General features: G+C 57.2%; 29 protein-coding genes. 13 read left to right on the top strand and 16 right to left on the bottom strand.

Features of this window, described 5'->3' with window-relative positions; all coding sequences use genetic code 11:
• Positions 1 to 7 precede the first annotated feature (7 nt).
• Together ACR0NB_RS14245 and ACR0NB_RS14240 are read left to right on the top strand one after the other, a co-directional pair.
• On the top strand, positions 8 to 1,720 hold the full coding sequence (locus tag ACR0NB_RS14245) for a tetratricopeptide repeat protein (protein ID WP_480776027.1): 1,713 nt from the start codon (positions 8 to 10) through the stop codon (positions 1,718 to 1,720).
• On the top strand, positions 1,710 to 2,531 hold the full coding sequence (locus ACR0NB_RS14240) for a 4-(cytidine 5'-diphospho)-2-C-methyl-D-erythritol kinase (RefSeq protein WP_480632386.1): 822 nt from the start codon (positions 1,710 to 1,712) through the stop codon (positions 2,529 to 2,531). Before ACR0NB_RS14245 ends, ACR0NB_RS14240 begins: the two co-directional genes overlap by 11 nt.
• Here the strand turns inward: ACR0NB_RS14240 and ACR0NB_RS14235 are convergent.
• The gene (locus ACR0NB_RS14235; RefSeq protein ID WP_480632387.1) at positions 2,524 to 3,522 is read right to left on the bottom strand and encodes a polyprenyl synthetase family protein; all 999 of its coding nucleotides are present in this window, start codon (positions 3,520 to 3,522) and stop codon (positions 2,524 to 2,526) included. The two genes, ACR0NB_RS14240 and ACR0NB_RS14235, sit on opposite strands and share 8 nt — an antisense overlap.
• Positions 3,523 to 3,578: 56 nt before the next feature.
• Between ACR0NB_RS14235 and ACR0NB_RS14230 the strand changes: the two genes are divergently transcribed.
• The 3 genes from ACR0NB_RS14230 to ACR0NB_RS14220 all read left to right on the top strand — a co-directional run bounded on the left by ACR0NB_RS14230 (position 3,579) and on the right by ACR0NB_RS14220 (position 4,849).
• Entirely contained in the window at positions 3,579 to 3,794 is a 216-nt protein-coding gene (locus ACR0NB_RS14230) for a putative signal transducing protein (protein WP_480632388.1), read from the top strand.
• Positions 3,791 to 4,564 carry a tRNA1(Val) (adenine(37)-N6)-methyltransferase gene (locus tag ACR0NB_RS14225; RefSeq protein ID WP_480776026.1) on the top strand — a complete coding sequence of 258 codons (774 nt, stop codon included), beginning with the start codon at positions 3,791 to 3,793 and terminating at the stop codon, positions 4,562 to 4,564. The genes ACR0NB_RS14230 and ACR0NB_RS14225 overlap by 4 nt, the downstream gene beginning before the upstream one ends.
• Before the next feature lie 120 nt (positions 4,565 to 4,684).
• The gene (locus tag ACR0NB_RS14220; protein ID WP_170342251.1) at positions 4,685 to 4,849 is read left to right on the top strand and encodes a YdcH family protein; all 165 of its coding nucleotides are present in this window, start codon (positions 4,685 to 4,687) and stop codon (positions 4,847 to 4,849) included.
• On the opposite strand, the gene yddG is transcribed toward ACR0NB_RS14220, so the two are convergent.
• The 4 genes from yddG to ACR0NB_RS14200 all read right to left on the bottom strand — a co-directional run bounded on the left by yddG (position 4,846) and on the right by ACR0NB_RS14200 (position 8,642).
• Positions 4,846 to 5,712, bottom strand: coding sequence for an aromatic amino acid exporter YddG (gene yddG, locus ACR0NB_RS14215; RefSeq protein WP_480776025.1), 867 nt, complete (start codon positions 5,710 to 5,712; stop codon positions 4,846 to 4,848). The two genes, ACR0NB_RS14220 and yddG, sit on opposite strands and share 4 nt — an antisense overlap.
• Complete coding sequence (locus ACR0NB_RS14210; protein WP_170461014.1) at positions 5,709 to 6,656, bottom strand: transcriptional regulator GcvA; 948 nt, start codon at positions 6,654 to 6,656, stop codon at positions 5,709 to 5,711. Before ACR0NB_RS14210 ends, yddG begins: the two co-directional genes overlap by 4 nt.
• A 386-nt stretch (positions 6,657 to 7,042) precedes the next feature.
• Entirely contained in the window at positions 7,043 to 8,122 is a 1,080-nt protein-coding gene (locus tag ACR0NB_RS14205) for a tyrosine-type recombinase/integrase (RefSeq protein ID WP_480776024.1), read from the bottom strand.
• Complete coding sequence (locus tag ACR0NB_RS14200) at positions 8,115 to 8,642, bottom strand: hypothetical protein (RefSeq protein ID WP_480776023.1); 528 nt, start codon at positions 8,640 to 8,642, stop codon at positions 8,115 to 8,117. Before ACR0NB_RS14200 ends, ACR0NB_RS14205 begins: the two co-directional genes overlap by 8 nt.
• A gap of 108 nt (positions 8,643 to 8,750) precedes the next feature.
• Here ACR0NB_RS14200 and ACR0NB_RS14195 point away from each other — a divergent pair, with 108 nt between their 5' ends.
• From ACR0NB_RS14195 to ACR0NB_RS14185, 3 genes are all read left to right on the top strand, one after another.
• The gene (locus ACR0NB_RS14195; protein ID WP_480776022.1) at positions 8,751 to 8,945 is read left to right on the top strand and encodes a helix-turn-helix domain-containing protein; all 195 of its coding nucleotides are present in this window, start codon (positions 8,751 to 8,753) and stop codon (positions 8,943 to 8,945) included.
• Positions 8,946 to 9,248: 303 nt separating this feature from the next.
• Complete coding sequence (locus ACR0NB_RS14190; RefSeq protein WP_480776021.1) at positions 9,249 to 9,521, top strand: hypothetical protein; 273 nt, start codon at positions 9,249 to 9,251, stop codon at positions 9,519 to 9,521.
• 323 nt (positions 9,522 to 9,844) lie between these two features.
• Positions 9,845 to 12,304, top strand: coding sequence for a DUF5906 domain-containing protein (locus tag ACR0NB_RS14185; protein ID WP_480776020.1), 2,460 nt, complete (start codon positions 9,845 to 9,847; stop codon positions 12,302 to 12,304).
• 503 nt (positions 12,305 to 12,807) lie between these two features.
• Here the strand turns inward: ACR0NB_RS14185 and ACR0NB_RS14180 are convergent.
• Positions 12,808 to 13,806 carry a hypothetical protein gene (locus tag ACR0NB_RS14180; protein ID WP_480776019.1) on the bottom strand — a complete coding sequence of 333 codons (999 nt, stop codon included), beginning with the start codon at positions 13,804 to 13,806 and terminating at the stop codon, positions 12,808 to 12,810.
• Positions 13,807 to 14,024: 218 nt separating this feature from the next.
• On the opposite strand from ACR0NB_RS14180, the gene ACR0NB_RS14175 reads away from it, so the two are divergent.
• Positions 14,025 to 14,471, top strand: a complete 447-nt coding sequence (locus ACR0NB_RS14175) for a hypothetical protein (RefSeq protein ID WP_480776018.1) — start codon at positions 14,025 to 14,027, stop codon at positions 14,469 to 14,471.
• Positions 14,472 to 14,590: 119 nt separating this feature from the next.
• On the opposite strand, the gene ACR0NB_RS14170 is transcribed toward ACR0NB_RS14175, so the two are convergent.
• The 9 genes from ACR0NB_RS14170 to ACR0NB_RS14130 all read right to left on the bottom strand — a co-directional run bounded on the left by ACR0NB_RS14170 (position 14,591) and on the right by ACR0NB_RS14130 (position 19,031).
• Positions 14,591 to 15,547 carry an adenylate/guanylate cyclase domain-containing protein gene (locus ACR0NB_RS14170; RefSeq protein ID WP_480776017.1) on the bottom strand — a complete coding sequence of 319 codons (957 nt, stop codon included), beginning with the start codon at positions 15,545 to 15,547 and terminating at the stop codon, positions 14,591 to 14,593.
• 15 nt (positions 15,548 to 15,562) lie between these two features.
• Complete coding sequence (locus tag ACR0NB_RS14165; RefSeq protein WP_480776016.1) at positions 15,563 to 16,081, bottom strand: Pycsar system effector family protein; 519 nt, start codon at positions 16,079 to 16,081, stop codon at positions 15,563 to 15,565.
• A 248-nt stretch (positions 16,082 to 16,329) separates the two neighbouring features.
• Complete coding sequence (locus ACR0NB_RS14160; RefSeq protein ID WP_480776015.1) at positions 16,330 to 16,635, bottom strand: hypothetical protein; 306 nt, start codon at positions 16,633 to 16,635, stop codon at positions 16,330 to 16,332.
• Positions 16,628 to 16,804, bottom strand: coding sequence for a hypothetical protein (locus ACR0NB_RS14155; protein ID WP_480776014.1), 177 nt, complete (start codon positions 16,802 to 16,804; stop codon positions 16,628 to 16,630). Before ACR0NB_RS14155 ends, ACR0NB_RS14160 begins: the two co-directional genes overlap by 8 nt.
• Entirely contained in the window at positions 16,801 to 17,022 is a 222-nt protein-coding gene (locus ACR0NB_RS14150) for a hypothetical protein (protein WP_480776013.1), read from the bottom strand. Before ACR0NB_RS14150 ends, ACR0NB_RS14155 begins: the two co-directional genes overlap by 4 nt.
• Before the next feature lie 9 nt (positions 17,023 to 17,031).
• Positions 17,032 to 17,217, bottom strand: a complete 186-nt coding sequence (locus ACR0NB_RS14145) for a hypothetical protein (RefSeq protein ID WP_480776012.1) — start codon at positions 17,215 to 17,217, stop codon at positions 17,032 to 17,034.
• Complete coding sequence (locus ACR0NB_RS14140) at positions 17,214 to 18,608, bottom strand: phage major capsid protein (RefSeq protein ID WP_480776011.1); 1,395 nt, start codon at positions 18,606 to 18,608, stop codon at positions 17,214 to 17,216. The genes ACR0NB_RS14145 and ACR0NB_RS14140 overlap by 4 nt, the downstream gene beginning before the upstream one ends.
• Positions 18,605 to 18,736, bottom strand: coding sequence for a hypothetical protein (locus ACR0NB_RS14135; RefSeq protein WP_480776010.1), 132 nt, complete (start codon positions 18,734 to 18,736; stop codon positions 18,605 to 18,607). The genes ACR0NB_RS14140 and ACR0NB_RS14135 overlap by 4 nt, the downstream gene beginning before the upstream one ends.
• Positions 18,729 to 19,031: a hypothetical protein gene (locus tag ACR0NB_RS14130; protein ID WP_480776009.1), complete on the bottom strand. Its 303-nt coding sequence runs from the start codon at positions 19,029 to 19,031 to the stop codon at positions 18,729 to 18,731. The genes ACR0NB_RS14135 and ACR0NB_RS14130 overlap by 8 nt, the downstream gene beginning before the upstream one ends.
• A gap of 198 nt (positions 19,032 to 19,229) precedes the next feature.
• Between ACR0NB_RS14130 and ACR0NB_RS14125 the strand changes: the two genes are divergently transcribed.
• From ACR0NB_RS14125 to ACR0NB_RS14110, 4 genes are all read left to right on the top strand, one after another.
• A complete protein-coding gene (locus ACR0NB_RS14125) occupies positions 19,230 to 19,742 on the top strand; it encodes a hypothetical protein (protein ID WP_480776008.1) in 513 nt (170 codons plus the stop codon).
• 47 nt (positions 19,743 to 19,789) lie between these two features.
• Positions 19,790 to 20,326 (top strand): hypothetical protein, encoded by a 537-nt coding sequence (locus ACR0NB_RS14120; protein ID WP_480776007.1) that lies wholly within the window; start codon positions 19,790 to 19,792, stop codon positions 20,324 to 20,326.
• Between the two features lie 50 nt (positions 20,327 to 20,376).
• Positions 20,377 to 20,892 carry a hypothetical protein gene (locus ACR0NB_RS14115; protein WP_480776006.1) on the top strand — a complete coding sequence of 172 codons (516 nt, stop codon included), beginning with the start codon at positions 20,377 to 20,379 and terminating at the stop codon, positions 20,890 to 20,892.
• 586 nt (positions 20,893 to 21,478) lie between these two features.
• The gene (locus tag ACR0NB_RS14110; protein ID WP_480776005.1) at positions 21,479 to 21,763 is read left to right on the top strand and encodes a hypothetical protein; all 285 of its coding nucleotides are present in this window, start codon (positions 21,479 to 21,481) and stop codon (positions 21,761 to 21,763) included.
• A 126-nt stretch (positions 21,764 to 21,889) separates the two neighbouring features.
• Here the strand turns inward: ACR0NB_RS14110 and phbB are convergent, their stop codons facing one another.
• Positions 21,890 to 22,612 (bottom strand): acetoacetyl-CoA reductase, encoded by a 723-nt coding sequence (gene phbB / locus ACR0NB_RS14105; RefSeq protein WP_480776004.1) that lies wholly within the window; start codon positions 22,610 to 22,612, stop codon positions 21,890 to 21,892.
• Between the last annotated feature and the right edge of the window lie 94 nt (positions 22,613 to 22,706).

The following is a 22,706-nucleotide window of genomic DNA, read 5'->3' as shown; positions in this document are numbered from 1 at the left end:
GTATTAGGTGGTTTCACTGGTTCGTCGCACGGCGCTGGCCGTGTTTCTTGCGACAGCAGCTGTCGTTCCGGTTCACGCTGATTCCGGCGCGGGATCCTATCTGGCTGGACGCCAAGCCATCTATGAAAGCGACTACAAGGCTGCCGAGGAGTACTACTCCAAGGCCCTGATCTTCGACCCGGGCAACACCAAGCTCAAGGAAAGCGTGCTGCTGGCGCGCGTGGCGCTTGGCGATGTGGAACGTGCATTGCGGATCGCCGAGGACATGGAGGCGAACGAGCAGCCCAACCAGGCCGCACGTATGGTTGTTTCCGCCAAACTGGTATCTGACGGAAAGTTCGACGAATTGCTGGCCCGTGATCCGGAAAACCAGGGCGTTGGCCCGCTGGTCGATGGGCTGATGACGGCCTGGGCGCATCTGGGCAAGGGCGAAATGACCAAGGCGATGGCGCAGTTCGATGAGGTCGCCCAACAGGACGGTCTGCGGGAATTCGCGCTGTATCACAAGGCGTTGGCGCTGGCGTCGGTTGGCGATTTCGAGGGGGCCGAGGCGATCTTTGCGGCCGACGACAGTATCGTTGCGCGATTCTCGCGACGTGCAGCGCTGGCGCGGGTCGAAGTCTTGTCGCAGCTCAACCGCAACGATGAAGCCCTGCAATTCCTGGAAAACGTGTTTGCGGCGGGCAGCGATCCGTCGATCGAGTCCTACGTGGACACGCTCAGCGCCGGTGGCACTTTGCCATTCACCCATGTTGGGTCGGCCACCGATGGCGTGGCCGAGGTCTTTTTCTCGGTCGGGGCGGCGTTGAACACCGAGGCTGCACATGACTATGTGCTGCTATACGCGCGGATCGCGACTTACCTCCGGCCCGATCACATCGATGCGATCCTGCTGAGCGCGGAACTGCTTGAGCAGTTGAGCCAGTACGACCTGGCCGCCGAAGCCTATCGAAAGGTTCCCACGGGTAGCAGCGATTTCCACGCAGCCGAGCTGGGGCGTGCCGAAATCCTCGCTCAGTCGGGGAAACCGGATGCGGCGATCGAAGTGCTGGAAAATCTGGCGGCCCGGCAGCCCAACCTGCCCAGTGTCCACGTCGCCTTGGCCGACCTGCAGCGGCGTCAGGAAAACTACGCCGCAGCTGTCACCTCGTATGACCGAGCCATCGAACTGACCGAAACCGGTTCGGGTGGCAACTGGTTCCTGCACTACGCCCGCGGCATCTGCCACGAACGGCTCAAGGCCTGGGACAAGGCCGAGGCGGATTTCAGGCGTGCCCTGGAGTTGAATCCGGATCAGCCGCAGGTTTTGAACTATCTCGGTTACTCGCTGGTCGAGCGGCAGGAAAAACTGGAAGAGGCGCTGGACATGATCGAGCGCGCCGTCGCGATCCAGCCTGACAGCGGCTATATCGTCGACAGCTTGGGCTGGGTTCTGTTTCGCTTGGGCCGGTACGACGAGGCGGTCGAACATATGGAGCGCGCCGTTGAACTGATGGCCGTGGACCCGGTGGTCAACGACCACTTGGGCGACGTCTACTGGGCCGTCGGGCGCACCCGTGAGGCCGATTTCCAATGGCGGCGCGCGTTGTCCTTCATCGATCCCGAAGATACCGATGGCGAGGCCGACCCCGACCGGATCCGTCGCAAACTCGAGGTCGGGCTGGACGCGGTGCTGGCCGAGGAAGGCGCGGCCCCCCTCAAGGTCGCCAATGGCGATTGAGGCCTTTGCACCCGCGAAGATCAACCTTTCCCTGCATGTGACCGGACGGCGGGCCGACGGATACCATCTGCTGGATTCGCTGGTCGCCTTTGCCGATGTGGGAGACACGTTGATCCTGTCACCCGGGCCCGAGATTCGCCTGACCGTGATCGGTCCCCATGCCGCCGGGGTGCCGACCGACGACCGCAACCTCGTCTGGCGGGCCGCTAGGGCGATGGGATGGAGCGGGCAAATCCAGTTGGACAAGCTCCTGCCGCATGGCGGGGGAATCGGCGGCGGCTCATCGGATGCGGCAGCGACTTTGCGGGCCATCGCAGGGGAAGACGCGGAAGTTCCGCTGGAAACGGCTTTGGCCCTGGGCGCGGATGTTCCTGTTTGTGTACTGGGCAGAGCCGCACGGATGCGGGGCATTGGTGACCATGTTGCCCCGGTTGCATTGCCGGCTTTGCCCGCGCTGCTGGTCAATCCGGGTGTGCCTGTTCCGACGGGGCCGGTGTTCAATGCGCTGGCTTCACGCGACAATCCGGGGATGCCCGATCAGATACCGGCATTCGAAACGCCCGAGGCCTGCGCTGACTGGCTGGCCGGGCAACGCAATGATTTGCAGGAAGCGGCAATAGGTTTGGCGCCCCAGATTTCAGACGTGTTGCAGGCGCTGGGTGAAACGCGGGACGTTCTGCTGGTGCGCATGTCGGGGTCGGGTTCGACCTGCTTTGCGCTGTACCCGTCCATGAAGGCCGCACATTTTGCAGCCTACGAGATTGGTGTTTCCCAGCCGGACTGGTGGTGTTGCGCCAGCGTACTCAGCTGAGGCGGGATACGACGTAATCGGCCAGATCACCGAGCAGGTCGCGCAACTCGTGATCGGGCAGCGCGGTCAGAGCGGTTTTGGCCTTGGCAGCCCAGGCCAGAGCGTCCTTCCGTGTCTCCTCCAGGGTGCCGTATTTGCGCATGAGGTTCAGGGCCAGGTCCAGGTCTCCATCCTGTTGCCGACCCTTCTCGATCGTGCGTTCCCAGAACGCACGCTCGTCGGGTGTGGCCTGGGCCACGGCCTTGATCACTGGGAGGGTCAGTTTACGCTCGCGGAAGTCGTCGCCCACGTTCTTGCCGGTGGTCTTGCTGTCGCCCTGATAGTCCAGCAGGTCGTCGGCGATCTGGAAGGCGATGCCCAACGCGTCGCCATAGGCGAACAGCGCCCGGACCTGTTCCTCGGACGCACCGGCGATCACGCCGCCCACCTCGGTCGCCGCGGAGAACAGCGCCGCGGTCTTTCCGCGCACGACCTGCAGATACACGCTCTCGTCGGTGCGCAGGTCGGTGGCAGCGGTCATCTGCAGCACCTCGCCCTCGGCAATGGTGGCCGAGGCATTGGCCAGGATGTCCAGAACCCGCAGCGATCCGGTTTCCACCATCAGCTGGAAACTGCGCGAAAACAGATAGTCGCCGACCAGCACGCTGGACTTGTTGTCCCACAGGAGGTTGGCAGTAGGCCGGCCCCGCCGCTGCGCGCTTTCGTCCACGACGTCGTCATGCAAAAGCGTGGCGGTGTGGATGAATTCGACCGTGGCGGCCAAACGGATGTGATGATCGCCGCCATAGCCGAACAGCCGCGCAGCGGCCAGTGTCAGCATCGGGCGCAGGCGCTTGCCGCCCGCTTCGACCAGATGCGCGGTGACTTCGGGGATGCGGGGCGCGTGTTCCGAGGCCATGCGGGTGCGGATCAGAGTGTTTACCGCCTCCATTTCACCGGCCAAAATCTCGGCCAGTCGCTCATGCGGTTTCGAGATCGTGCTGATCGTCATCACACTCCTGATACAAGGCTCGACTTTCGTCCTGCCTTGCCCTTACATCCATCCCCATGAAAGAACTTCTGCGCAGCACTGATCCGACCATCATCGCCTTTGCATCCGCTCTTCTTGAGGGCGAGGATATAGACTGCTTTGAGATGGACGTAAATATGAGCGTCCTCGAGGGAGGCATCGGAATCTTTCCGCGCCGCCTCATGGTTCGGACCGATGACCTCGAGCGGGCAGAGCGGGTGATGCGTGACAATGACATTCCGCTGGGAAAATGACCGGGTTTCCTGACAGCGCGCTGACTTGCAACGACTTTCTGGGTGGCCGCCTAAAGCTGTGGCAGCCGCGTGACGGTTATCGCGCCGGTATCGATCCGGTGCTGCTTGCTGCCGCAGTTCCGGCCAAAGCCGGGCAGTCGGTGCTGGAGCTGGGCTGCGGGGCGGGTGCTGCGGTTCTTTGTCTCGCGACCCGCGTACCTGGTCTGCGCTCGACTGGGGTCGAGCTTCAGGCCGACTATGGCGATCTGGCCGCAAGAAACGCGCAATGCAACGAGATTGATCTGTCCGTTCACGTGGCCGACCTGTCCAATATGCCGACTGATCTGCGTCAGCAGAACTTCGACCACGTGATCGCAAACCCGCCCTATTATCGGCCCGGTGCACATAGCGCGGCCGTCGATGCTGGTCGGCGAACGGCACTGAGCGAGCAGACGCCGCTGTCCGACTGGTTTGATGCGGCAGCGCGCAGGCTGGCACCGCGCGGGTACTTGCACATGATCCAGCGCGCGGAACGCTTGCCCGACATGCTGACGGCCTGCGTGGGTCGGTTGGGCTCGGTAGAGGTTCTGCCCATCGCGCCGCGCATGGGGCGCAGGGCCGAGTTGCTGATCCTGCGGGCGCGCAAGGGCGGGCGCGCGGATTTTCGATTGCATGCGCCGCTGATTCTCCACAGCGGTGACCGCCATGAAAGGGACGGCGAGAGCTATACCGACATGGTATCTGGCATCCTGCGCGTGGGCCGACCAATGCCCTGGCCGGACGCCCGATAGGCAATGACCAGCCGAAATTGTCGGATTTGAACAAGAATCCGAGCGTCTGCAGCGTGACAGGCTGGAAATGATGTGATCAACTTCCCATGTGATATTCAGAAACTCAGAAGGAGGATCGCCATGAGCGTAAGCGCACATCTGACGGAACTGAAGAAGAAGCACGAAATCCTCAGTCTCGAAGTGGAACAAGCCCAGCGCTCGCCCGGTATCGACGATCTCCACATCGCTCAACTCAAAAAGAAGAAGCTGAAGCTGAAGGAAGAGATTGAACGCCTGTCGGCTTAATGTCGCAGGCTGGCGCGTGCCGCGATTGCAGCGCCGCCGGTAACAAGCAATGCCGCGATCGCCAGCGTCCAGGATGGCGTGGCGATCCCGGCGACCACAAGCACCAAAGTTGACAACAGGGGTGCCGCGTAAGAGCTGGTGCCCAGCATCTGGATGTCACCGTGCTTGACCCCGATATCCCAGACATAGAACGCCAGCCCAACAGGCCCCAACCCCAGGGCAACGGTCGACATCCAGGCCAGCGCGTCGGGTGGCCAGACTGTCTGCTCAAGGCTGAAATGCAGGATCCACGAGGCGATGGCGGTCAGCACGCAGAACACTGCTACCGAGCTGGTCGGCGTTTGACCCAGCCTGCGCGACAATACGGAATACCCCGACCACGTAAGGGCGCACAAAAGCGCCAGCGCATAGCCCGGCAGATGTTCGGCCTGAAACCCTGCGGTTCCGCCACCGGTGATGATCAGCGCGGCCCCGGAGAAGCCCAGGCATGCTCCGAGCAGATGGCCCAGACGCAGCGTTTCGCCGGGAAGCAACCCTGAAAAAAGAACGATCAGCAAAGGCCAGAGGTAGGCAATCAATCCGGCCTCGGCCGCAGGTGCCATGCGCAGGGCCGAAAAATACAGGGCGTGGTATCCGAACAAGCCAACCGTGCCGAAGGCGAATACCTTCCAACTGACCCGTTTCAGTTGCGCAAGCCCACCGCTGCGCCACGTCCAGATCAAGCCAAGGGTTCCGCCGATCGTAAAGCAGATGGCGTTCAGCAAAAGTGGCGGGGTCGGCGCCGAGCCAACCGTGAACAGCGCCAGCAGTGCCCACAAAAGGACGGCGACAAAACCGATGGCGGTGGCGCGTTTCTTTGTCATGCGGGGGGAATTTCCTCGACGGGTATGATTTCAAGACCGTCGGATATGTGCGCGGTTTTTTCGATCTCTGCAAGGAACCAATCCCGGAAGGCGGCAATCTGAGGGCGCGTCTCTTCTCCCGAACGGCACAGGAACCGGAAGCGGGCCTTGGTTTCGATGGCGGTCTTGAAGGGCATGACCAGTCGGCCCTCGATCACATCCTTGATGATCATCGGGCGCCGTCCCAATGCGACGCCGACACCCGCAACCGCGGCATCAATGGCGTGATCCGCGTTCGAGAAATGCGCACCATGAGTCGGCGTGAAGTCCACCCCGACCGCGCGAAACCAGGCGGGCCAGTCACAGGGCGGATTCAGGAAGTTGATCGAGTCATCGTGGATCAGCGGTGCTTTGGTCAGATCCTGCGGCGTCGGAAACCGGGCCGCAAGCTCGGGCGTCATGACAGGCGTCAGCCACTCTTGCCGCACGGGAACTGAATACAGCCCGTCATCCTGCCCGTACCCGAACCGGATCGCGACATCCACGTCGTCGCGCTCGAAATCGAGATTGCGCAGCGTGGCTGAAAACCTCAGGTCGATCTCGGGATGGGCGCGGGCGAACTCGTAAAGGCGGGGGGCCAGCCATTTGGCTGTCAGGGCCGGCCCAGCGGTCACCGTCAGTGTCGTGTTGTCCTGCAGGCGGCGGGTGGCCGACCAAGCCGCCTGCAGCGCAGCAAACCCTTTTTCCGTGCCTGGAGCCAGGGTTCGTCCGGCCTCGGTCAGCTCGACCGCACGGTTCAATCGGCGGAACAGCGGCTGCCCCAGATGCTCTTCCAGAGACTTGATCTGAAACGACAGCGCGGCTGGTGTCACGTTCAACTCGTCCGCGGCCTTGGCAAAGGACATATGGCGGGCGGCGGCGTCAAAGGCCCTGAGGGCGGTGAGTGGGGGAAGTCGGTCGCTCATCTTCACATAAGATTTTCTAAACTGAATACGGAAAAACTCTCGTTTGTACCTATTGAAAACAACAGGCATGTTGAATGCAAGTCAAGCTCACCTTTAGCAGAAGGGAAAAGCCATGATCGAGATGACGACCAATCCTGCCGCACAAAAGGCAATTCTGCGCGCTCATCAAGAGCGCGGCAAGGCGATCCGGAGTTTCTGGAAGTGGGTTCTGGGTTCCCGCTGAACGCTGCGCGCGCGTTCTTACGGGATCATTTTAGGCTCTGGCGTCGTGCAACGATGCTGGGGCCTAATTGTATTTGGGAACAACGTTGTCATATTCGTTAACCCACCTTGTTAGCGTAATACGGTCTTGGGTTTTTACTTCTCGCCCGGCGTTTTCCCGGCTTTCATAGCAATCCTTCAATCGCGGAAACCGCCTGTGCCCGGTCGTCGTTGTCCGGTTTCTGATAGCTCATGGTTTGCTCCGGAGAAGCGTGTCCCATGATGCCTTGTAAAACCCGGATATCCGCCCCGTTGCGCAGCATCATCGTTGCGAAAAAATTGCGCATTCCGTGGGCAGGGCTGAACGCTTTCGGCAGTCCCAAGTTTTTCTTGGCTCGTCGCCCCGCATCCGAAACTGCACCCATTGAACGCGGTCCGCCGTTCTTGCCCGGGAACACGTATTCGCTGCCCCCAGACTTCAGACGCGCCTTGCGCAGCAACTGGACAGCTTCCGAGACGAGGGGAACAGTTCGGGTACTGGTTGGTGTCTTGGGTGGACCCAATACCCACTCTCCGGCCTTGTTTCGGGTCAGGTTGTGGCGAACATGAATCTGACGGTTTTCGAAGTCCACGTTGTCCCAAAGCAAACCACCTGCCTCGCCCCGGCGCAACCCGGTCAAAGCACAGAGCCGATACAGCAGTCCGTGTTCTGTGAGATCGAGTGCCGATAGGAACGCTCTGACATCTTCCAGTGGAGGCACCACACGTTCACCGTGGCGCGGGGTCTTAGGCAGACGTGCGGCCTGACACGGGTTGTAGATGATCTTGCGAGACTTAACAGCGTCGTTGAGGGCTGACGACAGGATTGCTTTGTAGTTGACCAGTGAACCCGCACTGACGCCCCGGTCCCGCATTGCTGCCAACCAAAACTCAATTTCGTCCACCGAAACTTTCGCAAGCGGCACTGTGCCGATGTGTGCGTTCACATCGTCAATCACCGACCGATACCCGACCGCCGTGCTGGGCCGGATCAGGTCCATCTGCTCTCGGTATTCGAGCCAAGAAATCAGATATGCGGCCAGTGTGCCTTTGCCGAAGGTCCCCCCGACCAGTTCACGCTTTGCAGCCTCGGCCTTGGCCTCGCTGAAACTGTGGAAAGTGGCTGAAGGCGCGTGAACACGTTCGCCATTGGGCAACGTTCGTTCGGATTTCACCCGCCAACGCGGTTCGCCTTTCTTGGTGTACACTTTGTTGATGCTAGCCATCACGGTTCCTCCGGTACTGCGCGCCACTCTTGCAGCTGGGGCCACACCAGTTGGCAGATGATCGTTTGGGAACGATATGCCTTCCGCAGTATCCGCACTGAATGATGCTCTTGCCCTCGGCGATGGTGTGAATCCCGCTCACAGCGATTGCTGTCAGTGGGTCCCTGGCATTCGGAAAGAAGCCATGTTTGCCTGTGTAGTCCCAAATCAGGTGAGGGTTGAGTATTTCGACTGCCTTTCCCATCCGTGCGGCGTTCGGAACGGGGTGCAGAGCGTCTTGACCGTCTTCGCCGCCTATATAGGCCACCGCCAACAGCTTGCACGCCTCTGCAACGCTCTCCAGCGGTTCGAGGTCCGTTGCCCCGGTGAGTTCCCCGAGCGTTACAGCCAGCGCGCCCATCTGAGCCTCTGTCCTTGGTGCGTATTGCGCCACCAGCCAGTGAACGGCCCTGAACCTCAGTTCGTGGTCCGTGGCATCCGCGATTTCTCGCAGCAACGCTTGTTGCCTTTTTCCTATCATGTCTCTAGTCCTGTACTCTAATCGATATGTTTTTTAGTATAGGGGTATACTTGGGAAGTAAAGGCCGTTACCGTTCTAAGCCTTAACAGCGCAGTTTTGGAGTATAATATGGCGCAGATTGTTGATGAGACGGAGTACAGACCAGACGAGGCCGCAGATTTGCTGAACATCAGTGTTCAGTACCTGCGCATCGTCATGCGGGAAGGTCATCTGGCGTATCGGGAGTATGGGCCGCGAACCCGGCGTATCACCGGAGCCGAGTTGCGCCGCTATCGCGACAACAAGGTTCGCAAGGCCAGCTGACCAACACAATTGTCCCTCGAATACAGGATACCAGCCACCGATGGGCCGAGCGAAATACTTCCGAAACGACCGGGAACAGTCTGCCTTCCGCCTGTGCCAGTGTTTGTACGGGTGGGGATACGAGGATTTCGACCGTTACCGGGCGAAGATGTGGAACGAGTTCTTCGACAACAGACACCCTCCGGCGCTGGGGGCAGAGTGGCGGTTCGGGTGGTGTAGGCGGGGGAACATAGACGACTGGACGCCGGGAGGCTGGTTCGACCCGGCCACCGGGGAACGAATAACCAAGAAGGGGAAGAAGTGATGGAAGACAACTACGATTACGAACAACAGCAACGCGACGAACGCTTAAAGATGCAGCTGCGCCAACGGCACATGGCTCAGGAGGCCGCTATCGTCCGGGCCAAGTTCCTTGCCGAAAATCATGGGGTGTCGGTGTCCGAAGCGTTGCGGGCGATGGAGTTCGCTGCTGGCGTGGACGACAGGCAGCTGCTCGCCAAGCTCGACGACATCGTGGACGCAATCGGCAACGTGTCTGTGACCGTAAACGCGATGGGGGAGATGCAGGCTAAGTAAAACTTGCCCTATCTTTTACAACCTATGCGGGCCAGAATAACAGGACCCCCAGCCGCGAACCGGGGGTCCTAAATCCACCAGCAAGGAGTTCCTCGACTTGCCGACAGACAACCATAGCCTACCCCAAACCGCCCATACAAGAAAGGGTGGTTCGGCGTGTGTTATGCACGATTACAGGAATACAGCCCCAGAAGAGCGTGGGGGTCCCGTTCGCAGCAGGACCCACCACAATTTCGACAAAAAGTCGGGGCAAAGTTACAACCTCTGGTTTAATTTATCCAGTGGTAGAAGTAAAGCCCCGAGCCTATTTTAAGGGGGCGACAATGCCACGCACACAAGAACAATACGACGCGATTTCTGGCAGCACAGAACGCGCATATATCCCACCACTAGAAGACTTCGCCCAAAACATCGCAGTGCCCCGCAAGGTGGACGGCGAACCAGTGGTTGCGGCCTATCCGTACACCGAACTGGGGACCAAGAACATTGTCGGATACCAGCTGCGCCTAGGGCACGGCGACGACAAGATCTTCGTGCCCATGCGAGTGGTAAAAGGCAACCTGTCGCACGAGTGGGGCCTGCCCTACGAAGACCTGCTGTACGGCTGGGACCGCTGGCACCACGTAAACGGGTCGCCAATCCGGTACACTGGCCCGATGCCCATCGTCGGCGAAGGCGAAAAGGTGATCGACGTTCTGCGCGAACAGTTCCCCAACCGCCTGTGCCTTACCAACCTCAATGGGGCTGCGTCGGTCCACCTCGCGCCGTGGCACAAGATGGCTCCCCTGTTCCGAGAAACAGGTGTGGTCCTAAACTTCGACAACGATTACCCCGGTCGCACTGCTGGCAACAAGCTGCTGGCCCTGTTGCGTAGGGAAGGCGTTACCCAGTTTTACAGGTTTGCGTACGAAGAGGGAGAGAGGGAAGGTTACGACGCTGCCGACCTAGCAGACCGTTGGGGCGACGAGTTTCCTGCCCGATACGAGGCCGCGCTCGAACCCATACCGGACGGGGAAGACTACGACGGCACTCCGCTGTACGGCGAACCCGCCAAGGCTGCTGTGCTGACCGAACCGTCGCTGGACCGGGCAGTGTGGCGCATCGTTGGGTTCCCGCAGCTATCGGAAGTCGATATCGAACTGCTGGCACACGAACTAAAGCAGCGCCACGGTGTAAGCAAAAAGGCCATCGACCGAGACTTGGCCAACAAGCGCAAAGCCGAGGAAGAACGGATTGCTGCCGAACACCAGCGGGCACGGGAACGCGCACTGCGGCAGCGAGCCGAAGAGTTGGAGACCCCCAACAACGTAATTTCGCCCACCGACTGGCCAGCCAACGCAGAAGAGTACCTGCGCACCGAACGCTGGCACGGCGACGACGACCAAGACCACCAGTCCGTGTACCACTACCGGGGCGAGTTCTTTAAGGGCGACCGCGACTTGGGTTGGCAACCCGTACCCGTCGACGACTGGGACCAAACAATGTGGGAGTGGCTGCGTGGGTCTGTGTTCGAAGTAACCGAGATGGACCTCGTGGTGGCCCACCGTCCTGTGGTGCCCGAAAAGCCGATGGTGGAAAAGCTGTCGTACGCACTACAGCAAAAGACCCACCTAAAGGACGCACTCGAAGTCCCGGTCTGGGTCGACGGTTCGATGCCCAAGGCTCTGGTGCCAGAACAGCGCCACCTCGTGCTTACAAACGACGGTGTGTACAATGCCCGAACTGGCGAGCACGTCGCGCAGAAAGAAGCTGTGTTTTCCCCATACCGGGTTCCGGTGTTTTGGGACGCCAACGACGAACCCAAGGAGTGGCTGGGCTTCCTGCGGGAAGTGTTTACCGAAGAAGCCGAAGCACAGATTGTTCTGCTGCAAGAAGCGTTCGGTTACATGCTTACCACCGACACCAGCTTCCAGAAGGCGTTCTCGATCCGTGGGCCAAAGCGAAGTGGGAAAGGCACCATTGCCCGAGTGCTAAAGCGGTTCCTGGGCGCACAAATGACGTCCGTAACAGCATCGGACCTGTCCGGTGGATTCGGCAAAGAGAACCTTATAAACAGGCAAGTGGCTCTTATTTCCGACATGCGCGTCGACAACAACACAAATTTCGCCAAAGTGGCCGAGGTTCTGCTGTCGGTAACGGGCGAAGACCACCAGTCGATTGCTCGCAAATACAAGACAAACTGGGACGGAACCCTAAAGTCTCGGTTCCTCGTGCTGTCCAACGAACCACTGGGGCTGCGCGACGGATCGGCGACCTTGGCCTCCCGCTTCCTGTACCTCGTTACTGGCCAGTCGTTCTACGGCAAAGAAGACCGAGGATTGCTGGAAAAGCTGTGGAACGAGCGGGAGCAGATATTCCACTGGGCAATGGTCGGGTACCAGAGGCTGGTGGCCAACAATGGCTTTACCGAAACCGAAACACACAAGCGGGAACTGCACAGCAACGAAAAGGCCATGCGTCCTATCCGGTCGTTTGTAGAAGACTGCTGCGAGGTCGGGCCAAACGTGCGTGTGGGACCGCAGACCCTGCTCGATGCCTTCGAACTGTGGGCAGAGAACAATGGCGTCTGGCGCAGCTACACCAAGCAAACGATGGGCAAGGAGATAAGCAAGGAGTATCCCGAAACGCGCACAACGCAGAACAGCAAAGAAGGTGGCCCAGGATACGAAAGATGGCGCGAAGGCATGCGTCTAACCAAGGCCGCAGCGGACGAATTCGCTCTCGAACAAGGGCAGGAGAAGGTCGATGGCCAGTGGGTCTCGCCGAAAAAAGACCCGAAATAGGGGCACGACAACGCGCACAACGCGCACAACGCTGTATATCTTTGCGTAGAGAGATATTAATTTACCTCCCCTATAAGACTATATAGGGCGTAAGCACTCTACCTAAGAGAGAGTAGTGCCACGGCGTTGTTCGCGTTGTGCGAATAAAATACTGGACGCAAACAACACACATAAGCCTACCACAACACACTGCTGTGTCTTCACCTCCTGTGGTTGTGCTGTTTGGCGACAGAACAGACCCGCACACCAGTGTCTGTCCTCCTCCCGGTAGGACCCACCAGCGACCCGAGGCCACGCGCCGGGCGACGGTAGACCGGGGGGGAGTAGACGAAGAAACACGTTTACTCCCCAAGCGCGCCCCTACCCGCGCATTTACTTTTCGTGCGGATTTTAATAGATTTTTTGCTCCACGCTAATCCAAAATCCCGCAAACGTATGATCCTGCCCGCGAGTACGCGGAAAGATGCAGAATTCACTATTTGGCTACCAAGAAGCGGTATTAGTTAGAGAACGCCAAAAAACAGTCCCGCAACCACAACAAGCAACAACCATATAACGCCTACGATCGTTTTGGACGCAAGGGAAACCGACCTTTTGATTTGCGTTATTTCCCCACTGATAAACTCTGCTTGATCGTTCAATTTAGTTAGTTGCGGGACATCACTGACGATCACAGCCGGAGGTTCCGACTCTAAGTTTCGGGCTACTTCCAAAGACTGTGAACCTGAATAAACTTTTGCATAAGGGTGCCAGTATTGCCCATCACCCCGCACGGTTTCGAGGTGAGAGTATATCGCTTTGAACGGCCCAGTGTAAGGGACCCAATAGATGTCCCAGTCAAACGCACTAGTCCCTGATCGTTGAACCAAAAGTGGGTTGTCGCCGAAATCACCTATTTCGATGTACAACTGACCAGTTCGATTTATCATTCGAACGGTTTGATCAAAATCAATCGGCCCCAGTGTTAGATAAAGAGAAAACGTGCCATCAGAATTATCGACGTCAAACCTTGCAGGCCTGCCAACTGAACCGCGGTCAATAGTGACTGTGCCCGACGTGTTTTTAAAATCGCCGATACCCAGCACACCAAGCGTTCGACCGTTTAGTAGTTCGCCCTTTCCCCGCAAGGTTCCAGTTTTTTTGGTAACTGGTTCAGTATGTGCGAAACAAATTGAGTGGTCATTTCTTGGAAGAATTGGTGTTCCGTCCTGATATTCGATTGGTTCTCCTTCATAGTACCATTTCACACGATCATTCTCAGAGTCTTCGCGTTCTCTGAACGTTTCGCGCTCGATACGCCAGCCGCCACCTGTTTCAACTCCTTCATTCAGTGAAAGCTCACTGGCACGAATATCGATCCCGCTAATGATGCGATGAAATAGCTCTGGCTTCTGTTCTGTGTCAGACGATGTCTTTGCAATATAAACTTCTAATGGGCGTTTAGGGTCCGCTTCATGTACCAGATACTCGGCGTCAAGTTTGTCTTCTTCCGTTTGGTTCATTGCGTCAGCCTATTCTAGAAACCTCTGTAGGAGCCTAGGTTCACCACTCAGACCAGGCAAGTTTTACCAGCAAATGTCCAGAGGTGTCTAACACTGGCCTTTGCTTAGCTCTCATCGCGACCAACTTTCACCCGCACTGGTTCAAAATGACCATTTTGTTGCGACAAAGCAAAAGGTTATGCTTCCGGCGTCACTCAACTTAAAGGAGAGTTCTTGATATGTCTGGTAACACACGCGCCGACAATGTTGCGCAGCCCGATTACGTCGAAGTCCCGATGGATTTGCCCCAGTTGCAGGTGGATACTTGGTACACTGTGACCAGAGGCTTACCCCGAGGTCATTTTGAACCGCACCATGAGCCTTTACTGCGCCGATATTGCCAGTTGGTACACATGATGAACGAACTAACCATTTGGGAAAACGATGTGTTGGAGACCGATGGCATCGACGGGTTGTTCTATACCACCGACAGCGGCCAGCAGAAAAACCGTCCGCAGGTTGACCACGCTCACGCAGTTACAGCCGAGGTGCTGAAGCTGGCGACCAAGTTACAAATCCTGCCAAGCTACAGCCAAGCGACCGCCACGAAGAAGAAACAGGCCGCACAAGATCGTGTCTTGGACGATGATGGTGAAGGTTTGTTGTACAATAGCAAAAGGCACTAAACCAAATTCTTCGACAGCTTCAGCAGCTTCGGCAGGAATCAAATAACGCACCTGCAGCTTGCCATCAAAACAAACCACAATATCAGTGAATGTTTAAAAACACTGGAAACATCAGAAATTTAGCCTTCAAATGCAGTAAAGAATACATCGCCTCCAAATACATCACCGGAGTATTCGGGCGTTTTGACAGATTTCTTTTTTATCATGTTGTTCTTAACGATTTTGTCTTCTGGGCAGTCTCTCTTGAAGCCTGCGTAAACATCTTTGGTCATCAAGATTGGAGGGGTGCTATGCGTCTCCACGATACTGCGTATCGTTTTGAAGTGAGAACGGAAGTAAGAGTCCTTGTGTTGCAGTTTATTTGACGCAGGAATATTTTCGAGGTCATCCACAAACCCTTCGAAACTCTGATCCCGCCAAGTCCAGTCATTGAGACTCGGGTAATAGCGACCAACGTGGAGACAATCTTCCAATTTTGTTTTCGCGGGTTTGTTGGCTAAGTCAGTAAGCTTTGAGGCAACATTCGCCGGACGCCCAAGCCACACCAAGCCTTTGTAATTATAAGATTCCTGCGCTCTACGAACAATGCCGACTTTTGTTACGAGCATTTTGCCGTAGTCTATGCCAATTCCACAATTAATTTCATTTTTGTCGAACTCCTTGTTTAGTACATACTTTGCAATAGAGTTCATTAGCACGGCTGTATTGACTGCATCCTTGAAACAATCCGCTTTGTCAAACACAACCATTACTCTGTCGCCAATTATACCGCGGACATGTCCACCGTAGAACCTTGCCGCTCGAGTCATCGAGCGTCCAAATGCACTATAAAGTTTGGCAACTGTGGCGCGGCGGTGCGACAAGTTTAGTTCAGTGGATTTTCGAATATCGATATAAAGAACGCAGGTTTCAATCATTTTGCAGCATTGCTTTTTACTATCAGCGTTCGGAAAAGTGATTTTGGGGTCGCCAGAATTGGGCACATAATCCGTTTCTACGACTTCAACTTCAAAGTCTGTCGACAAAATGGATCGGATCTCTTCGGAGACCTCGTCTCTAAAAGTAGCTAATTTCATTGGGAAAGTCTCTGCTTATATTCGGGAGAAAATTTCAAAAACTATGCCTGATGTTGTGAGGATCATTCCAGCTATCAACAGTAAAGCTGCGATAGTGAAATGATCCATCTTGCTTTTTGCGATTTGGCTGTTAGCAACTGTTTGAACTGAATATTCATGGATAAGTTCGATTTCAGAGTTGGCTAGTTCTAAGAAATCTTCTTGAAAGTCTTTGGCCGACATCTCAGCGACGTCGGAAAAAAACAGTAAATTCGGCTTTTTTGGGTCTTGATTCTTGTTCGCTGACTTCCCGCTTAGCCTTGGCACGAAGCTGCGCGCTGACACCAATCCTGCTGACAACGCAAATGTAATACCTAACAATTCGAGAAAACTAAAATTGGATAACTTCTCTCGAAATTGAAGAGCAGTTAAAACAAGCGCGCTTGCAAAAGCGATGGCGGCGCCGTTTTTTGCTTCAGCAAACTTTAGAAAGTCGATTGCACGCTGAAGATTTTCTTGGTGCAGAGAAACTAAAAAATGGTTTGGAGCGCTCATGCTTAGCCTGTTTTCGACGCACTATACGCGTTGGTTGGAATTCTCGATACATATTCCACACATAGTTGAGCTACAACCCAGTCCGTTTCAAAATTCGCTCGGGGCAGACGCTCTGACACATACCTATGCCCCGAACTTGCCGGTTCCACCCGGACGGTGGCTGGGAACGACCGACGTTGAGTCCTCCAGAGAGCCAAGCCGTCGGTCGGGAGTGGGGTCCGCCGATCACGCAGCCGACCCCAAACTAATCACCAGCGCGACCCGGTGTAGTAGTGCGGAAACCTGTCGTAGTGACGCTGTTCGTGTTCTTGCTGCCGTTTGGTTTCGACTTCCTGGGCAACCTGCTGTGCCCACGCGACCAGCTTGGCCCGCGACTTCCGGGGTTTGACGGTCTTCTTGGGTCGCACCGAAGACTTGTACATTGGCTTGGTGTGACCAACCTGTTTGCAGGCCGCAGCCCATAGCTTCCGTTTGGCTGTCCGCGGCATTTCGTCGAATTCGCCGCGCGACACAGCTTTGAACAGCGCAGCCCGAGCTTGTACGAGTTTAGACATCTTGGCCTCCTGCGAGTTTTGCCTTCTTCCGGCGTTTGGCTTCGGCCTTGTCCCAGACAGACTTCGGTGCCGGGGGTGTCGACTGCTTGCTGTAGTCTTCGCACAGCACCCCAGCCGAGTATTGGCAGGCCAGACCTTCGTGGCCTCCGGTTGTACGTTGTACCTTCATGCTGCGGGCCTCCCGATGCGGTTGAAATACCCGACCAGTGCCAGTGCGATGATCTCTTTGACCTTCTTGTTGGTCGGGATGTGATACGTGACCTCGCCAGCCGTGGCCGTGGCGACAATCTTGCCATCGGGGGTGCGCTGGACTGCGGCGCAGAGGCGTCCGTTGCCGTCGCGTTCGACTGCCAGTTTGAGGTCGGCGACTTGTGTGTTTTCGAACATGCTGCCCTCCTATGGTGCCGGGATTTCGCCGGGGTCCGCGTACAGCGGGAACCAGTCGTCGGCGCGTCCGTGCAGGGTTTGCGACCGCCCCATTTGCACCATTCCTGTGCTGGCGATGGTCCGTTGCAGGTCGTATTCGGTTTCGTCGAACTGCTGGCCTTGCAGCACTCCGAACTTGTTGCGTGTCGGTGTCACCAGCTTACTCCCGTTACATATGCTGCGGTTCCGGTGCGCATCGTCCCCCATGTGACGGGTGCAACCATGCGCATCGCAGTGCTGTAGGTCTGTAGCATCGACCGGACTTCCGACGGTGGGACCGTTGTTGCCGCGTCCGACACGTGGACGGAACCGCCAGTGTCGTTAACCGCGTTCGTGTCGGCCATCGTGGGCGCCACACCATCGTCGTCCACCATGACCACGGTTGCGGACTGGGAGATATCGATGATCGGGGTTTCGGCCCAGTAAGCGAAGTCTGCTGCGTCGATGATGTAAACCTTGTCATTAGGAACGTGGCTGGCCGACAGGATGGGCAGGCCCATGATCGTTCCGTTCTCCACTTCGTCCCGGAACGGGAACGCTCCGTTGGCGGGGTCGTACGCCATACGAAGGCGCTGTACCCGGTCGTTCGACATGATGAGAACCGGGCGACGAGGCCGGATGGTGGCTGCGGTAGCGACCAGCCATGCGAGGTCTGCCACGATGCTGGCGATATCCGTCCCTGCCGAAGCTTGGTTTGGTGCGCCGTTCCACGGGCTGGCAGGTCGGATGCCCGCCAAGGCTGCGTTGGCCGGGTCCAGCAGCACTCCGTCGAACCCGAGGCCCATGTCGTCCAGTGCGTCGTTTTCGATGACGTCCAGAACTGCCGGGTTGCTGACTGCGATGAGTTCGTTCGACACAACTGTGATGAGAGCAGCTTTGTGGCGGGAGAACATGATCGAGCCGAGAACGTCGGACTTTACCGGGATTGTGGCTTTCTCGCCGACGAACGACAGGCCGAGAGACCCTTTGGCGTTTGCTCCGCGCATGGGCATCGTGAGCGACTGGTTCGGCCCGAGCGGGATTGCGACCCCGGCTTGCATGAGTTGGCCCCAGATCGACCGTTCGCGTAGGGGTTCGACCCACTCGCCGATGTCGTGGTTTGTGAGTTCTGCGGCCCAGCCAGCGTCCACTGTTGCGCCGACCGAGGTTGCCGACTTGAGCAGTCGTTCTGCCGACTTTCGGATATTTCGGTTGTCGTCGCCGGGGTAGTATTCGGCCAGCGTGGTTTCGTGTTTGATCTGCTTGCTGAACCGCCGAGCTTCGGCGATTGCCGCCAGTGCCAGAACGCGAGAGGCTCGGATCTTGTTCGGCTGTTTCTTGGGTTGCGCCGGAGCCTTGGTTGTTGCTTCGACGTGCACCGGGCGTTGCAGAGCTTTTTCGAGCGCGTCCAGTCGGCCCAGCAGTTCCGGGACCACGGCCCGAGCCTGCATCGCGTCGTCCAGTTCGGCTTCGAATACATCGAAGGCTTTGGCCGCGATGGCCCGGTCTTTGGCAACGTCCAGTTCTTTGCGAACCTTGGTGCTTTTGATTTCCAGTGGTTTGTTCATTTCTTGTCCTCCTCGCGCAGCCTGTCGAGCTCTTGTCGTGCGGTGCGCAGCAATGCCGATACGTCTTCGGGTTCGAGGGGGCCTTTGTTCGGCTCCGGTTCCCAGTTGTCGGGGGGTTGGTCAAACATCTTCGTCACCAAGCCGGACGGAGCGAAAGCTGCCGACGTCTTTGTGCGACGTCACCCCCAGTTCTGTTTCGAGGTGCGATAGCCGACGTTCGAAGCTGTCGAAGTTGGTGTGCATGATCCGTGCGCTTTCTTTGGCGAACGGTTCGAGCATTGCGAGGATTGTGTGTTTGACCCAAGGCGCATTGACTGGTCGCCCTTCGAACACTTGGTCGCCGCTCTTTATTCGGAACGACGCGCCTCTGGTGCTGGGTGCGGGGAGTTCGGCCTCTGTCGAAGGCCGGAAGGGATTTTGCATACGTGTCCTCCGTCCGGAAGTTGGCAATTTTGCCGCCACTATTGTGCACAAAGGATACGCCCTGCGATGTTCCTGGCAAAACGAAATTACGTCCAAGTGCAGAAAAACATTGAAGAAATTTAGCCTGTGAGGGTTTACTTCGGGAGTTTCGGTACCTACATATCTCGTATCTTGAATATGTTTACAGGAGATACAGAAATGAAACTGACTGCCAACGAACTGACCGTTCTTACCGCCATCTGCCCGTTTGAATCTGCCGCATCGGCACTGGGCGATACCGGGTCGACTTGGACCGATGCCCAGGAACTGGCCGACCAGACCGGGAAGTCCGTGCGTTCCGTGAAGGGTATCCTCGGCTCTCTGGCGAAGAAGGGGCTGGTCTACACGGACAACGACAACGGTGAGGGCGACGTGCTGCAGTGTGTATCTGAGGACGGTGCCCAGTGGCTGATCGACAACGCACCTGAGGCCCCGGTCGTCGAAGCCGACGACGAGCAGGTTTTCGAGACCCAGAAGCAGGTGGCCGACTACCTCTACACGCGGAAGGGTGCGGTCTTTGTGTCGCTGCCCGTCGTGGGTGGTTCCATGCGTGTGAAGGCACCAAAACTGCCGCTATGGAACCAGCTGATGGAGAACCCGACAGCTTCGACGTCGCTCCGTGTGGACGACCTGGGCAATGGCGATTTCCTCGTGTGGTCGCCGCTCAATTGACGGAGGGGGCTTCGGCCCCCACAAAGGGAAACACAGGAGACATAGATATGAATATACAGACCCCTATCGCCATTGTAGTTGCCGCTGCTTCGCTCATTACGGCCAACATCGCAGTTGCGAAGGACGCCGATGACTATCGTTCCGAATTGAAGATAGTGGCGGAGAAATGTTTATCGAAGGCTGAGGCCGACGAGCATGACTACTATCGCATCAACATGGCATACGGTGTTGCGCGCCGCGAGGTCGGTTTGGACAACATGCGTGATGTGCTGGAAGGCCCAGCCTTGGAGTGTATGCGTCGGGTGAAGAACCCAGACTACATCTGGGACCACGAGCAACAGAAGTATGTGACGCCGGATGAGTCTGAAGCTGCGGCCGAAGCGAAGGCAGAACGCATCGCTGCCGAAACCCTGGAACGCCACATCAATATGAATTTCCTAGCCGAGAAGCAGGAGCTTGCCGCCCGAGTTTACCAGGCCTGCCAGAAGCTGAGCTTTAAGGAGGCATACACCAACGAACTTTGTGTTGAATCGTTCCGCGTGAACGGCCTGCCGGACTGGGAAGCACCTTTCCCAGTCGAATAACCAACTGAGGGGCCCAAGGCCCCCACAAAGGAAACACCGGAGATACCGACATGAGAACGATTTTCGCTGCCACCGCTTTTGCAATTGCCGCCACTTCCGCGCTAGCTCACGACGAGCCGACCGACGAACAACAGGCTGCGCTGCTTGCATGTGTTGCCGAACATATAGAGGTTAGTGTCCGGGTCGAGATCTACGAAGGCCGCGTTAGAACTTCGAGTTTTCTTATGGCCGATGTTACGAACAACCTCGACTATGCGATTGCTGGTGTGGGTGTAGAGTACACAATTGCGGACCCGAACCGGACTGTTCCTTGGGAAACCGACAACGCATTTGTTCCGATTAGTGGCGGTATCGAACCCGGCGAGACGGTTGAAATCACTTTGGATGTGACTAACCTTGACCCTGAGAAGCTAGAAGCGGCTGTCTTTTCTGCAACCGCCATAGAGGTCATTGACCACGAGCTTCGCCAATTGGTGCGTACGATCAACATTATAGACTGGGACCACGACCACCAAACCCCATTTGGATGTGGCGAGATTGCTACAGGTGGCGACCACAGCCAATAACAGCCTCGGACAGCCCCGGAGCAGCCTCTCTCGACGTGTTGGGTGTGACGGTCTGTACCCTAGCCGCCCGAGCGAGGCCGGAGGGCCTCTGGGCTGTAGCTTGACCTCCTGATTTTGCGCACATATCGTAAAATCGCAGGCCGATGTTGGGTGTCAGGCGACTGATTTGACTAAATGTGGGAACATTCGTATAGTCTGCGACGCGCACTGATCCCGTGATAGCTTGATTCGCTCCCTTCTTGGGGGCGTTTTTCGTTTCTGGGCCTGCGTTTTCACAACATAACAAAATGAGGTTCTGCGTGGATCCAATCGAACCGATTGTGATCGACGTTGTGATAGCTCTGGTGGTTGGTATCGTTCTTGTCGAATACCAACGCTGGCGTGATCGCAACGATCGTCGCTAACCCCGATTTGAGTTGACGCCTCCGCCCGAGGCCAACTCTCGTACCTTTTTGAAAAAGGCGAGTCAGGGCACAGGAGAGGTGTGTCTGGACGCCCCCACACTTGCTGTGCTACCGATGTGGCATACAGCAGATGGCCGCTTTTCGGCGGGACATACAGGCCACCCAAATCTTTGGGGCCAACAATGCCACACAAACTCGTATTTTCGTTCTCGGTCGACAAACAGGCCGAGGTTCTTACGTTCTGCTACCACGAACACACTCTGTCTGTGCAGCTGGACCACGCTCGATGGTCGGCTGGCGACGAGGAAGACAACATCCAAACACTTAGGAGCCGTAAGCGGCTGTTTGCGGACTGGGTGGAACAAATCTCCCTCGACCCGGAAACCGACGAGTGGATTGCCAGTGTGATGTGCAAAATCTGCAAATCTGTGTGCGACGACTGGGTGTATGTGGTCGGGGAAATTTGACCCGGCGTTTTCCCGGCGCTGAGAGCCTCGAAGCCCTGTAAAATAAGGCTATGAGGCTCCCGCCGTTCTTACGGGATCAAAGACGGGCCGACCCGTTGGGTCGGCCCGTTTTCATATAAGCCGCGATCAGACGAAAAACTGCGCGCCGTTGGCCGAAATCGTCGACCCGTTGATGAACTGCGACTCTTCCGAGGCTAGGAATGCGACGCAGCGGGCAATTTCCTCGGGTTCGCCCAAACGGCCTGCGGGGATCTGGCCGATGATGGCTTCACGCACCTTTTCCGGAACGGCCATGACCATCTCGGTCGCGATGTATCCGGGGCAGATGGCGTTTGCGGTGATGCCGGCGCGCGCGCCTTCCTGAGCCAGGGATTTGACGATGCCCAGATCACCGGCCTTGGTGGCAGCATAGTTCACCTGGGCGAACTGGCCCTTTTGCCCGTTGATCGAGCTGATCACGATCACCCGACCGAACTTGCGCTCGCGCATCCCGGGCCAGACGGGGTGTACCGTGTTGAACACCCCGGTCAGGTTGGTGTCGATCACCTGGTGCCATTGTTCCGGTGTCATCTTGTGGAACGGCGCGTCGCGGGTGATGCCGGCATTGGCGACAACGATGTCGATCGGGCCGAGCTCGGCTTCGACCTTTTCGATGCCCGCCTTGGACTCGTCATAGTCGGCCACGTTCCATTTATAGGTCGCAATGCTGGTTTCCTCGGTGAACTTGGCCGCGGCTTCGTCATTCCCCGCATACGAGGCGGCTACATTGTATCCTTCGGCCTTGAGCGCTTTGGAAATTGCTGCGCCGATGCCGCGGGTGCCGCCGGTTACGAGTGCTGTACGTGCCATTTAGGACTCCTCCAAATTTAATCGTGTTGGTAATTCTGTTACTCTGAGAGATTGAGTTGCGCAATATCGTTTCGTCGCGAGATGGCTCTTTCCG

This window comes from Ruegeria sp. CG3, assembly GCF_056537205.1.
The sequence above is the reverse complement of the archived record's forward strand: the minus strand, read 5'-3'. Positions and strand labels throughout refer to the sequence as shown.

Bases quoted from the DNA above. Each gene is read 5' to 3' on its own strand.
- ACR0NB_RS14110 (WP_480776005.1), top strand. From the start codon at position 21,479: ATGCCACACAAACTCGTATTTTCGTTCTCGGTCGACAAACAGGCCGAG.
- ACR0NB_RS14165 (WP_480776016.1), bottom strand. From the start codon at position 16,081: ATGAGCGCTCCAAACCATTTTTTAGTTTCTCTGCACCAAGAAAATCTT.
- ACR0NB_RS14195 (WP_480776022.1), top strand. From the start codon at position 8,751: ATGGCGCAGATTGTTGATGAGACGGAGTACAGACCAGACGAGGCCGCA.
- ACR0NB_RS14220 (WP_170342251.1), top strand. From the start codon at position 4,685: ATGAGCGTAAGCGCACATCTGACGGAACTGAAGAAGAAGCACGAAATC.
- ACR0NB_RS14205 (WP_480776024.1), bottom strand. From the start codon at position 8,122: ATGGCTAGCATCAACAAAGTGTACACCAAGAAAGGCGAACCGCGTTGG.
- ACR0NB_RS14185 (WP_480776020.1), top strand. From the start codon at position 9,845: ATGCCACGCACACAAGAACAATACGACGCGATTTCTGGCAGCACAGAA.
- phbB (WP_480776004.1), bottom strand. From the start codon at position 22,612: ATGGCACGTACAGCACTCGTAACCGGCGGCACCCGCGGCATCGGCGCA.
- ACR0NB_RS14115 (WP_480776006.1), top strand. From the start codon at position 20,377: ATGAGAACGATTTTCGCTGCCACCGCTTTTGCAATTGCCGCCACTTCC.
- ACR0NB_RS14155 (WP_480776014.1), bottom strand. From the start codon at position 16,804: ATGAAGGTACAACGTACAACCGGAGGCCACGAAGGTCTGGCCTGCCAA.
- ACR0NB_RS14235 (WP_480632387.1), bottom strand. From the start codon at position 3,522: ATGACGATCAGCACGATCTCGAAACCGCATGAGCGACTGGCCGAGATT.
- ACR0NB_RS14135 (WP_480776010.1), bottom strand. From the start codon at position 18,736: ATGTTTGACCAACCCCCCGACAACTGGGAACCGGAGCCGAACAAAGGC.
- ACR0NB_RS14160 (WP_480776015.1), bottom strand. From the start codon at position 16,635: ATGTCTAAACTCGTACAAGCTCGGGCTGCGCTGTTCAAAGCTGTGTCG.
- ACR0NB_RS14120 (WP_480776007.1), top strand. From the start codon at position 19,790: ATGAATATACAGACCCCTATCGCCATTGTAGTTGCCGCTGCTTCGCTC.
- ACR0NB_RS14210 (WP_170461014.1), bottom strand. From the start codon at position 6,656: ATGAGCGACCGACTTCCCCCACTCACCGCCCTCAGGGCCTTTGACGCC.
- ACR0NB_RS14230 (WP_480632388.1), top strand. From the start codon at position 3,579: ATGAAAGAACTTCTGCGCAGCACTGATCCGACCATCATCGCCTTTGCA.
- ACR0NB_RS14190 (WP_480776021.1), top strand. From the start codon at position 9,249: ATGGAAGACAACTACGATTACGAACAACAGCAACGCGACGAACGCTTA.
- ACR0NB_RS14180 (WP_480776019.1), bottom strand. From the start codon at position 13,806: ATGAACCAAACGGAAGAAGACAAACTTGACGCCGAGTATCTGGTACAT.
- ACR0NB_RS14130 (WP_480776009.1), bottom strand. From the start codon at position 19,031: ATGCAAAATCCCTTCCGGCCTTCGACAGAGGCCGAACTCCCCGCACCC.
- ACR0NB_RS14150 (WP_480776013.1), bottom strand. From the start codon at position 17,022: ATGTTCGAAAACACACAAGTCGCCGACCTCAAACTGGCAGTCGAACGC.
- ACR0NB_RS14175 (WP_480776018.1), top strand. From the start codon at position 14,025: ATGTCTGGTAACACACGCGCCGACAATGTTGCGCAGCCCGATTACGTC.
- yddG (WP_480776025.1), bottom strand. From the start codon at position 5,712: ATGACAAAGAAACGCGCCACCGCCATCGGTTTTGTCGCCGTCCTTTTG.
- ACR0NB_RS14240 (WP_480632386.1), top strand. From the start codon at position 1,710: ATGGCGATTGAGGCCTTTGCACCCGCGAAGATCAACCTTTCCCTGCAT.
- ACR0NB_RS14125 (WP_480776008.1), top strand. From the start codon at position 19,230: ATGAAACTGACTGCCAACGAACTGACCGTTCTTACCGCCATCTGCCCG.
- ACR0NB_RS14200 (WP_480776023.1), bottom strand. From the start codon at position 8,642: ATGATAGGAAAAAGGCAACAAGCGTTGCTGCGAGAAATCGCGGATGCC.
- ACR0NB_RS14225 (WP_480776026.1), top strand. From the start codon at position 3,791: ATGACCGGGTTTCCTGACAGCGCGCTGACTTGCAACGACTTTCTGGGT.
- ACR0NB_RS14140 (WP_480776011.1), bottom strand. From the start codon at position 18,608: ATGAACAAACCACTGGAAATCAAAAGCACCAAGGTTCGCAAAGAACTG.
- ACR0NB_RS14170 (WP_480776017.1), bottom strand. From the start codon at position 15,547: ATGAAATTAGCTACTTTTAGAGACGAGGTCTCCGAAGAGATCCGATCC.